Below are 11,035 nucleotides of genomic sequence, written 5' to 3' on the forward strand. Positions count from 1 at the left end.
TTCTACCAGGTTGCAACTGCAAAAGTGTATTCACCTTTAACATCGTTATGTTGAGTAAAGACCGTAACGTTGAACAGACCAAATGTAGCTGCCCTAGCGACATTACTATCTGGCTCCAACGGTGGAGAAAGTAAAGAGATCCTTTCTGCTTGCCATTGAAAGTCAACACCAAAAGCTAATAGTTCACCACTAAACGACGACAAGCTTAAATCGACTGCTTTACTTTGAATTTCTGATTTAATTATTCGGTTGATCAATGGTACTGCTTGGTTATACTCCGCAACACGAATCGCTTTTTTTGATGATAGCGATGATGCAGAAAATAACTCGGCAACAAGTGCTATAGAAGCAAACAATATAATTGCTGCAATTAACACTTCTATCAGTGTAAAACCTTGATTGGCACGATTATTCTTCATTATCATTAAACTCATAAGGCTCGAAGACGCTGCCAACAGCAAAGTGACGCGGTGCCTCCTGCCAAAAAATACCAAAGGTTGTTGGGGTTATAACCGCTTTGGTTGATATGCTGTAATCTTGGGGAACAAAAACGAGCTGTTTAAAGCTAATAACTTGCTGTTGCTCATTTTGGGTGATTTGTATCTTATTTTCTTGCAGTGTCACTTGAAAGGGCAAACCTTCATAAAAGGCTCGATAGCTTAACTGTTTAAAAAGGTGTTTTACTTTTTCTAATTCAACCTGACGCTCTTGCTGTGCCACTGTTTTAGTAACTAAGCCACCGGTCATCCCCATCAAGATGGAAATAATAGCCATGACAACCATAAGTTCAATTAACGAAAAACCCGATAGTCTTGTGGTGATTTTAGACTTAGAAAGGGACATCATTAATTGATACCATACTCATTAGCATTGAAATTACGATACCACCAACAAACCCCCCCATAAAAATCAACATAATTGGTTCTAGCATTGTTGTTAACTTTTTAATCACTTGCTCTAAGTCATTTTTGCTTCGGCTAGCAACTTCTTTAAATACTCGAGGTAAGCGACCAGTTTCTTCACCAACCTTAATAATAGATAAGAAAAAGTCAGGAAAAATACGTGTTTTTGCTAACACCTGACTCAGCTGTTTTCCTGATTTCAATTGTTTAAGTGCTTGTTTAGCATCTCGTTTTAATTCATCTTGTTTTAATGTGTTTGCCGTTAACTCTAATGTAGTATCAAGCTGTAAACCGGCCTCTAACATCATTGCCATTGACTGTGCAAAACGTATACGTTCAGCCGTTAAAATAATACTCCCAATACCAGGCAAGTGCGAAGCCTTAACATAAAACCAGCTTTTAACTTCAGTTTTTTTCAATGCATAACTCAAGGCCACTAACAAGCCAACAACGCCACCTATAATAATAGCTTGATAATCAACAAAAAAGTTACTGACATTGATAATTACTTGCGTGTACCATGGCGCTAAAGATAAGTCGGTAAAAATACCGGCCATTTTAGGCACAATGAAAGTCAAAACGAAGTAAACCGCCATAATACAAACAAAGAATATTACTGCAGGATAAGTTAGTGCCGCGGATATTTGAGATCGTAAATCTTTTTGGAACTTTAAATCATCAGCAAGGCGATTTAACACCTCAGGTAAGTTACCTGAGGTTTCACCAATTTTTAGTAAGCTGATATATAAAGGACCAAAAATACTTTCATGTTTAGCAAAAGCTTCACTCAGTGAAGCCCCTTTTTTCAAGGCCGATGATATTTGATTTAATAAGCGGTTTAATGCTGGGCTCGCATTAGATTGACGGATGATATCAATCCCTTTATCGACTCTAATACCACTTTCTAGCAGCAATGCTAATTCACTCGTAAAAAACTCAAGTTGATCCAATGTGACATTTTGCGAAAATAGTCCTGACAAACCGGTATTTTTTGATACGGCCTGAATTGACATAGGGTTTAACCCCTCATGTTGCAGCTTCTTCAGCGCTTCAATTTTATTTTCAGCGTCAATAGTCCCTTGATGGCGATCGCCTTGAGAGTCAACAGCCTTATATTCAAACTCAATCACCCTGCAACCCTTAAAACTTCTTCAATCGTGGTAACACCTGTAATAACTTTATATAAGCCATCCTCAAGTAAGTCACGACGCTTTAATTGATGATTGTGTGCTTTAGCTTTGTTAATGAACTGATCATTTTTAGGGATTTCTTTAATAGCATCATCACAGCGCAAATATTCATTTATAGCAATACGCCCTTTATAGCCACTATGATTGCAGTGCTCACAACCAACAGCTTCTTTGATAGTAATATCTTGAATGCCTGCATTATCAGCTACTTTTTGTAATGGATATTTACTCATCAGCTCTTCAGTATGACTAACGGGAGTTGCACACTTTTCACATAACCTGCGAGCGAGACGCTGGGCTACCACAGACACTAACGCAGCATTAAGTAAAAACTCATCAACACCTAGATCCAGTAAACGGGTATAAGCACTTGCCGCATCATTTGTATGAACAGTACTAAAAACCAAATGCCCTGTTAACGCTGATTGCAATGCAATACGTGCCGTTTCTGCATCTCGTATTTCACCTACCATAATAATATCGGGGTCTTGACGAACGATAGAGCGAATACCAGCAGCAAAGTCAAAACCTATATCAGGATTCACTTGTACTTGGTTTACGCCATCAAGTTGGTATTCAACAGGATCTTCAAGTGTAATTATTTTTACATCTGGATTGTTTAGTTCATTTAAGAACGTATAAAGTGTCGTTGTTTTACCTGAACCTGTAGGGCCCGTTAATAGAATAACCCCTGTCGTTTTCTTTAGATCTTGTTGGATAAGTGTTTGAGTATCTTGAGATAACCCTAGAATCGACATATCGTATTTAATAGACTCTTTCAGTAAGAAGCGAAGTACAATACTTTCTCCGTCATTCAGTGGTAATGCTGAAACACGAATATCTAGCTCTTGATTAGCTATGCGCATTTCTATCTTTCCATCTTGAGGGCGGCGCTTCTCAGCAATATCCATCCCCGAAAGAATCTTTAAACGTGTGGTGATTGGTAACCGCATCTTAGGTGCTAGTGTTTCGACTTCATGTAAAACGCCATCAATACGGTATCGAACACGAAAACGACCGATATGTGGCTCTAAGTGCATATCTGAGGCACCTCGAGCAAGTGCTTTTGTTATTAAAGAGTTTAATAAATTAACTGTGGGCGCTTCTGATGCAAGTTCACGTAATCTCGCTTCTTCATCACCTGTTAACTCTTCATTTTCAATATTAATATCACTTTGACTTTGAATTTCATAAAAGAACACTTGCAATTGCGACTCTGACGCAACAGAAATATCAAACTCAACATTTTGATTTTGTAAGTACTGAATTAGATCAATATTTAACGGGTCTTTCGCTGCAATAGTCCAAGATTCACTGCTCACTTTTAATAATAAGCAATCATAAGACTTTAACTTTAATAATATAGAGATATCTACAGTCGGTAACTGCCAGTTAGGCCAATTATCTGCATTAAATAACGGATAAGATAACAACTGACTATAAAGCGGCGCTAGATCATCTTCAGTTAAGCAGCCCATGTTGACCAAAATCTGTTCTAAACGACCGTCGTAACGATTTTGATAAGCTTTCGCTTTTTCCATGTCTGTAACACTAATATCAAAGCGTTCTTCTAACAATTGAACAAGAGCTATCATTGATGAATAACATCCGCACTTTCATCTTCACCACCTTCTTTACCATCTAGCCCATAAGACATGATGCCGTAAGGTGCATTGTTAGGTCCTGGTACGGTATAAATATAAGGTTTTCCCCAAGGATCTAAAGGTAATGCTTTAGGTAAGTATGGACCATCCCAGCTTGGGTTCTCACTGCTACGTAGCTCTTCTAAGCTTGAAGGGACACTACCAATATCTAAACGGTAAGTGTCAATAGCGGTTTCAAACATTTGCATTTGCGCTACTGCGGTTTTCTTTTTTGATGAGCTAACTTTTGAAAATAGTTTTGGCGCAACTAATGAGCCCAATAAGCCAAGTATAATAAGTACAATCATCAGCTCCATTAAGCTGAAACCTTTATTCTTTTTCATTTTTAACTCCTAATAAACCACGGTTTTCTGATCGCATGAGTTTAACAACTCACTATAGCCTTGTCGATATACTATGCCTTAAGGATAGTAAAAACTTGTTTCCACATATTTCTAGTTTGCTCTTTAACTAGCTGAGCATGAGTCAAACATTGTGTCTTTTGAGCTGTAAGGCTGTCATTAAAAACGGTACATTGATCGACCATATCGTTTTTTGTCATTTTAAAATCAAGTACGTTGTCACTAACACCGTACTCTTGAAATAACATTTGATACTTATGACTCCAACTTGTTGCTAAACAAGGGACACCTTGAATTAGAGCACTGACACAGCCATGAAATCGACTCGATAATACCGCGTCCATTTCGCCTATATAGGCTTTAATACCCACAGCTGATAGACCTTGCTTAATCGTTATATCACCACTTAATTGCTCTGCTATTTTTTGGCAGATTGCCTGATCTTCATGACCCTCATGATTCAGTAAAACCACTTGCCAACCTAAGCCTTGATAATGCTTACCAGCGTTAACTAAAAAATCAAGGTAACTTTGCTCATCAACACTGGCATTTTCATGGTGGAATTTAGAGACCATTTTATTATTAGGAATAATGCACAGAGTTTGTGCCTGGTTTTCACTTTTCTCAATTGAGCAATGCAGCTCTGGTTCAACTAAGCATGTAAAGTCAGGGCTTTGTATAACGTGTGCTATACCTTGATTAACAAGCAATTCTGTCACCGCTTGATATGAACTATCATCGCGAGGAAAAACTAAGCTTGCTTTGGAAAAAACAGTTTGCCCATAATCACGAATATTAGCGCGATAAAAAGGACCTAACGCCTGAGGTAGAAAAATATATTTTTTACCTTGCTGGTGAAAACGCGCAACTTCTTTTGCGGTGTGAGCTAATGACTTAACTCCCCATTGTTCACCATAAGCAAAACCGCTTGCATCGAGTATTACATCAACATCTTTCTCAGTAACTAAGCCATAGCGCTTAAAAAAATTAAGTAACCTAGTTGGCAACTTAGCAAAAAAACCCGTTAGGTCTATTTTTCCACGACGAAAGCTTAATTTTTGCCATGCACCTAATCGTGCTCTTTGTTGATAAGGAAGATGGGGACCTGGAGATAAAGTGATCTGATATTCTCCTAGCTCTTTATCTAGCTGTTCGAGAATAGCAACTAACATCAATTCAGCACCTTTATTAGAGAACTGAACGCCTTTAATTTCAATATTTAACAATCTATTGTCCTAATTATTTCAAATGAAGCCTAAAACACTACCTCTCGATATTGTTTTATAGACTTCTGATAAGTTTACTTTATTAAGCTACTCAGAAGTATTAACAAAGTGTATTAATTGCTCTGCAGACTTTTTCTGAGAGTACGGTATACCACCATCTGATACTGGCTCCCCTACGGCAATTAACATGATAGTTTTTTTATAATGTGGCAACCCTAATAACTGGCTTATTTTATTATCAACCACTTTCAGCTCAGGCCAGTTCATCGGACAAGATGCCAACCCTAGTGTTGGTAATGTTTGCATAAATTGCATTGCGGCTAAGCTTGCATCTATGTAAATAACGTGACGATCTCTTTCATGTTCATAGCATGAGTAATCACCAATAAGCGCTATTAAACAAGGAATATTATCCGCAAAGCCACCACCACCAATCGCCAGCTTACTCACTTTATTAAGCAGCGGCTCTTGGTCTATTACATAAAACTCATAAGGCTGTCGGTTACAGGCACTCGGAGCTTGTGAGGCTAATGTAACCGCTTGCTTGATTTTTTCACGGCAAACAGGGCTTTGCTTAAACCAGCGCGTTGAACGCCTAGTATCAATAAATTGCGCAAACTCTTGATAAGATAATGGTGCTTTCGCTAATTCACTATTTTGATAAGGAGTTAAGCTTAAATCGTATGCAAACTGCTTGTTGTAAAACTCAGCTGCTAAGGTAGCTAATAACGTACTTTGTGTTAAGTCTACACTTTGATAAAACCTTGCAAGTACTGCACTTGCCCAAGCTATTTCATCAGCTTGATGTTGCTCTGAGTTGATAGCGAAAAACAAGGCAGCTTGAGTTTCTTCAATATAGTCTAAGGCAAAAATAGGCTTTAATGGTTTCATTATTAAGCCTTTTTCTAAGCGGTGAGTATTGCGTCTTAATAATGGGTTTGATGTTTGTTGCGCAGAGTGTTTAGTGCGAACATTATAATTTAACATGCCTTGTAAAATAGAAAATTGCTCTCTTTGATAAGCATTGTTAAAAAAACTAAAGTAGCATTTGGCTAAAAAGGGATTTTTTGCAAAAAAAGGTAGAGAGGCTTGATGAGTACGATGAATTAATGCTTTTATTTGTAAAAGTAGCTTACTGGGTAATATTTTTTTGATCAATTGACGCATGAGTTCAGAAATGCTGCTAAGTAAATGACATATCGATCGTTAAAGTATAAACAGCTAGCTTATGATTAGCTAGCTGTTTATATTGAGTAGCCCCTTGGTTTAATTGAGCAACTAAGCAGAATTAACGTAACTCTCGCCTTAGTATTTTACCCACATTGGTTTTTGGTAACTCTTTCCTAAACTCAACAATTTTAGGCACTTTATAATTAGTTAAGTTTTCACGGCAATGTTTAATTAATGTTGCTTCATCTAAGGTTTCATTCTTAGCGACAACAAATAATTTAACCATCTCGCCACTAACGTCATGTGGAACGCCAATGGCCGCAGCTTCAAGTACGTCTTCATGCATTACCGCCACTTCTTCTATTTCATTAGGATAAACATTAAAGCCAGAGACAATAATCATATCTTTTTTGCGATCAACAATAGTAAAAAAGCCTTTTTCATCCATAAAGGCAATATCACCCGTCGCTAGCCAACCCTCTTTAAGTACTTCATCGGTTGCTTCTGGGCAATTATAGTAACCACGCATCACTTGTGGACCTTTTACCCACATTTCGCCTGACTCACCTAATGGTGCTTCATTGCCATCTTCTAACATAATTTTAATGTCAGTCGATGAAGCTGGAATACCAATACTGCCGTCGTATGCAGTTAAATTATATGGGCTTAATGTGACTAATGGTGCGCACTCGGTTAAACCATAGCCTTCAAGTAAACGTGTACCGGTAATATTTTGCCAACGCTCTGCTACCGGTCGCTGTACTGCCATACCACCACCCAATGACATTTTTAAGTGACTAAAATCTAACTCATTAAAACCTTGAGTATTTAATAAACCATTAAATAAAGTATTTACGCCAGTAATCGCCGTAAAAGGATATTTACTTAGCTCTTTAACAAAATTAGGCATATCTCTTGGGTTAGTTATCAGTAAGTTACTACCGCCTAAGGTGAAGAAGGTTAAGCAGTTAGCGGTTAAAGCAAAGATATGATAAAGCGGTAGAGCAGTAACTATTAGCTCTTCCCCTTCTTTTAATAACGGTGAAATAGCCGCTTTAGCTTGTTGTAAGTTAGCCACCATATTACGGTGGGTTAGCATAGCTCCTTTCGATGGGCCTGTAGTACCACCTGTATATTGTAAAAAAGCTAAATCATCGCCACATAATTCAACAGCGCTTAAGTTAAGGTTCATTCCCTCACTTACCGCTTTATTAAAACGTATAGTATTAGGTAAGTGAAATGCTGGCACCATTTTTTTCACGTATTTAACAACACTATTAACAATTGCGCCTTTAACAAAACCTAGGCGATCGCCAAGCGATGTCATAATCACACGCTCTACAGGTGTTTTATCAATAACTTTTTCTAAGGTGCTAGCAAAGTTTTCAATAATAAGCATTGCTTTAGCATTAGAGTCTTTCAATTGGTGCTCAAGCTCGCGCGCGGTATATAGCGGATTAACATTAACCACGGTCAATCCAGCGAGTAACGCACCAAATAAAGCAATAGGGTATTGCAAGCAATTAGGCACCATAATGGCAAACTTGTCGCCTTTTTTAAGTCCTAAGTCTTGTTGTAAATACGCAGCAAACGCTGTTGCTTGTGTCGCTAGCTCTTGGTAAGTAATACCAACGCCCATGTTAATGAAAGCAGTTTTGTCGGCATATTTAGTGGAATATTTATGAAACATAGCCACCAATGACGGATATTTATCTGCATCGATTTCAAACGGTACGTCACTTGGGTAACTTTTTTCTAACCAGATTTTTTCCACAATTACTTTCCTCGACAGCTGTTTCACTGTTATTTGTTATTGTTTTAACTATAGCGCAGATTTAATTATCGTTATTATACCTGTAATTAATCAAGACGCATGCCCCTGAGTGATGACTGTGCTTCAATTCATGACATTTGATGAACTGATTTCTTTGAATAATTTAATGATTATTGTACTTTTTATAACAACTATAGTTATTTTTATTGTTTTAATTATATGAACACTGAAGTTTTATCAAATTTATCTGCAATGTACCAGTTTTTTAAACGAGTGTTTTAATTTTGCAAATAAATAATACTTTTTCGTACACTTTAACGCCAGCGTGACTTGGTGTTACTCTTAATGCTGAACCGACCAAAATTCATTTAAAATTTTTGTAACCTCGCTAGGATTTTCCATATGAATATGGTGTCCGCCATGTAGTTCGGTAACACTAAAGTTAGCAATAAGTTGAGTTGCCGTAGCTAAATGCTCTTGTACCATTTTAAGGCCTCTATCTGCATAAATAAGTTTAACCGGACATTGTATATCTTGCATCATTTGCTGTGCTTGACCGAGGGTTAACCGATAAGGTGATAAAATTCTTAAACGACTATCTGAGCGCCAGCACATGCCTTGTTCTGTTTCAAGTAATCCCCGCTTAACTAATAACGTCGCGTTATTTTCTGTTAAGTCTGACACTAACAAACGCGCTTTAACAGCAGTAGATAAAGGAAAATATCGAATAGGATTACGTTGTTGTGCTTGCTTATTTTTAAGTCGTGCTTGCATACCTTTGCGCAATTGTTGCGTGGCTTGGCTTTCATCTTCGCAAATAAAGCCCAATGCATCGATGAGTGTTAATGTCCGTACTTTTTCAGGAAAAGCGGCAGCAAAAGCACTGGCGATCATACCGCCCATAGAGTGACCAACCACATCAACTTTTTGCCATTGATTTATTTCAAGTAACTCAAGAAGATCATAAACATAATCAAAAAAATGATAGTGAGCCCCAGGGCTACGATGCTCTGATAAACCATGCCCAGGCCAATCAATTGCGATAACTTTTGTATTTAACAAGTCAGTTTTATTTAAAGCCTCAAGCAGTGGCAAAAAACTCGCCGCATTGTCTAACCAACCATGTAAACATAAAACAATACGCTCATTACTGTGATTGGCATTAGCGTGGTTGTCATTGCTGTGCGTGACATTGTTATTAGGGCTGCTTTTATTAACACACGTTAACCCTGCTAAGGTTAAGGCATTTAATTGATACGCTATTGGCGCTATGATTGGCTTTACTAGTGGGGTTACTACTGGTGTGGTATTGTTTAGCGAAGTCATTTTTTACCACCTATTTTAACGAAGAAGCATTTTTAGGCGCGAGTGCGTACAGCGCAAATAATGCGATTAAACACCAAATAGCAACCCAAATAATCTCAGGGATAAAAGTCATGGAGGCTAATGTTGCACCATCACCGACATGGCGACCATCTAATAAATAAAACGGGCTAAATAAGCTATTTAATAAAATACTTATCCCTAAAAATTGCATAACAACTTGTAAGTAACGTAGCTGTTGCACTTTAATCGTTAACACAAAAATAGTGATTAAACACCCTAAAATAACCCAGGTTAATAAATCGCGACTCCAAAATATAACAGAGCAAAGTAGCAGCAATAAAATAGCACCCGAAAAAAATTGTGCGACACGCTGGTGAGCTTGTGCTAAACGATATATTCCCCAGCCCCAAAAGCTTGCGCCGGCATAACCTAAAAAGCTAATTAAAAAACTAAAACCACCTTGCGTTGTACATAAGCCAGCACCATTAGCAAACAACTGAATACGTATAATATTACCGCCAGTAATTAAAGCGGCAACACCATGACTTATTTCATGAAAATAACTTTCGAGCCAATTAAAAGGAAGAGCAACAAAGGGAATTTGTCGAATAATAATCGCGGCGATGAGTAACCAATAAAATTGGTATTTTTGCCAAAAGCCAACGGTTTTATTGCTTGAGTTGTGAGTAGAGTAGTTGGTCATATAAGGTTATTTATAAAGTAAGTTATAAAAATTAATTACAGGAAAAGAGCGATAAAAAAGGCAAGCTAATGGAATAATATGAACGAGTATAGCGAAAACTGCACGTTAAATATTGTTTAAATACTACATGAGTAGTGAGCTAATACCATAACAGCTACTATACATAACAACTATACATAAAGTGATATAGCATTAAGCAAATAAGTCGACGCCAAAGAGCTTTTGTACGCTTTCACGTTGCGCTATATTGTTAACGGCTGAATAGGTAGAGACCGCTATATGGTTTTGCGAAGAAACTTGCTCTTTATAACTGCCTTGGTTAGTTTGAGCAAACGAAGCGCTATTTGAGTTAGATGCTAACTGGGTATTACCTGCATGAAAGTTATGCTCACTCGCTTGGTGCTTTTCTATGATCGCTAACTTGCTGTCATTAAGCTCAAAGTTTTGCTGCTCTTGCTTCGCTGTTGTTTGATTACTTTTTTCATCTGGATTAATGGCATCGCGTCGAGCCCTATTGTCTCTAAGCTCTAACGAACGGACAGCGTCAAACGCTACGTCATTTTCTGAATTAGACGCGGTACGATTAACACCAGCGTTAGCGGCTAAGTGAGTAGATGAATTAATTATTTGCATAAGCTCAATTTAGCAAAAAAAACTTGTTTTGACTAGGGACTGTTGATCTTTCGCGGTTAAATTTTGTTCGAGATAAAAGCGTTTTAATCGCGGCGGACAGTGTGTT

General features: G+C 37.7%; 11 protein-coding genes. All 11 read right to left on the reverse strand.

Features of this window, described 5'->3' with window-relative positions; translation table 11 throughout:
* Window positions 1–2: 2 nt before the first annotated feature.
* Window positions 3–419 (reverse strand): prepilin-type N-terminal cleavage/methylation domain-containing protein, encoded by a 417-nt coding sequence (locus KO495_RS01250; protein ID WP_215978584.1) that lies wholly within the window; start codon window positions 417–419, stop codon window positions 3–5.
* On the reverse strand, window positions 409–846 hold the full coding sequence (locus tag KO495_RS01255; protein WP_215978585.1) for a type II secretion system protein: 438 nt from the start codon (window positions 844–846) through the stop codon (window positions 409–411). Before KO495_RS01255 ends, KO495_RS01250 begins: the two co-directional genes overlap by 11 nt.
* The gene (locus tag KO495_RS01260; RefSeq protein ID WP_354668350.1) at window positions 830–2,032 is read right to left on the reverse strand and encodes a type II secretion system F family protein; all 1,203 of its coding nucleotides are present in this window, start codon (window positions 2,030–2,032) and stop codon (window positions 830–832) included. The genes KO495_RS01255 and KO495_RS01260 overlap by 17 nt, the downstream gene beginning before the upstream one ends.
* A complete protein-coding gene (locus KO495_RS01265) occupies window positions 2,029–3,687 on the reverse strand; it encodes a GspE/PulE family protein (RefSeq protein ID WP_215978586.1) in 1,659 nt (552 codons plus the stop codon). Before KO495_RS01265 ends, KO495_RS01260 begins: the two co-directional genes overlap by 4 nt.
* Window positions 3,684–4,079, reverse strand: coding sequence for a type II secretion system major pseudopilin GspG (gspG, locus tag KO495_RS01270; protein ID WP_215978587.1), 396 nt, complete (start codon window positions 4,077–4,079; stop codon window positions 3,684–3,686). Before gspG ends, KO495_RS01265 begins: the two co-directional genes overlap by 4 nt.
* 71 nt (window positions 4,080–4,150) lie before the next feature.
* Window positions 4,151–5,323, reverse strand: a complete 1,173-nt coding sequence (locus KO495_RS01275; RefSeq protein WP_215978588.1) for a polysaccharide pyruvyl transferase family protein — start codon at window positions 5,321–5,323, stop codon at window positions 4,151–4,153.
* An 87-nt stretch (window positions 5,324–5,410) separates the two neighbouring features.
* On the reverse strand, window positions 5,411–6,490 hold the full coding sequence (locus KO495_RS01280; RefSeq protein WP_215978589.1) for a nitroreductase family protein: 1,080 nt from the start codon (window positions 6,488–6,490) through the stop codon (window positions 5,411–5,413).
* Between the two features lie 121 nt (window positions 6,491–6,611).
* Entirely contained in the window at window positions 6,612–8,267 is a 1,656-nt protein-coding gene (fadD, locus tag KO495_RS01285; protein ID WP_354668351.1) for a long-chain-fatty-acid--CoA ligase FadD, read from the reverse strand.
* A gap of 342 nt (window positions 8,268–8,609) precedes the next feature.
* A complete protein-coding gene (locus tag KO495_RS01290) occupies window positions 8,610–9,593 on the reverse strand; it encodes an alpha/beta hydrolase (RefSeq protein WP_215978590.1) in 984 nt (327 codons plus the stop codon).
* Between the two features lie 10 nt (window positions 9,594–9,603).
* Entirely contained in the window at window positions 9,604–10,296 is a 693-nt protein-coding gene (locus KO495_RS01295; RefSeq protein WP_215978591.1) for a M50 family metallopeptidase, read from the reverse strand.
* A gap of 192 nt (window positions 10,297–10,488) precedes the next feature.
* Window positions 10,489–10,929 (reverse strand): hypothetical protein, encoded by a 441-nt coding sequence (locus KO495_RS01300; RefSeq protein ID WP_215978592.1) that lies wholly within the window; start codon window positions 10,927–10,929, stop codon window positions 10,489–10,491.
* Window positions 10,930–11,035 lie beyond the last annotated feature (106 nt).

The sequence above is a fragment of the Colwellia sp. D2M02 genome (assembly GCF_018860755.1).
In the GTDB taxonomy this organism is placed as follows: Bacteria; Pseudomonadota; Gammaproteobacteria; order Enterobacterales; family Alteromonadaceae; genus Colwellia; species Colwellia asteriadis.

What these genes read in the sequence shown, in the direction of transcription:
- KO495_RS01250 (WP_215978584.1), bottom strand. Translation starts at nt 419, where the DNA reads ATGAAGAATAATCGTGCCAATCAAGGTTTTACACTGATAGAAGTGTTA.
- KO495_RS01255 (WP_215978585.1), bottom strand. Translation starts at nt 846, where the DNA reads ATGATGTCCCTTTCTAAGTCTAAAATCACCACAAGACTATCGGGTTTT.
- KO495_RS01265 (WP_215978586.1), bottom strand. Translation starts at nt 3,687, where the DNA reads ATGATAGCTCTTGTTCAATTGTTAGAAGAACGCTTTGATATTAGTGTT.
- gspG (WP_215978587.1), bottom strand. Translation starts at nt 4,079, where the DNA reads ATGAAAAAGAATAAAGGTTTCAGCTTAATGGAGCTGATGATTGTACTT.
- KO495_RS01280 (WP_215978589.1), bottom strand. Translation starts at nt 6,490, where the DNA reads ATGCGTCAATTGATCAAAAAAATATTACCCAGTAAGCTACTTTTACAA.
- KO495_RS01290 (WP_215978590.1), bottom strand. Translation starts at nt 9,593, where the DNA reads ATGACTTCGCTAAACAATACCACACCAGTAGTAACCCCACTAGTAAAG.
- KO495_RS01295 (WP_215978591.1), bottom strand. Translation starts at nt 10,296, where the DNA reads ATGACCAACTACTCTACTCACAACTCAAGCAATAAAACCGTTGGCTTT.
- KO495_RS01300 (WP_215978592.1), bottom strand. Translation starts at nt 10,929, where the DNA reads ATGCAAATAATTAATTCATCTACTCACTTAGCCGCTAACGCTGGTGTT.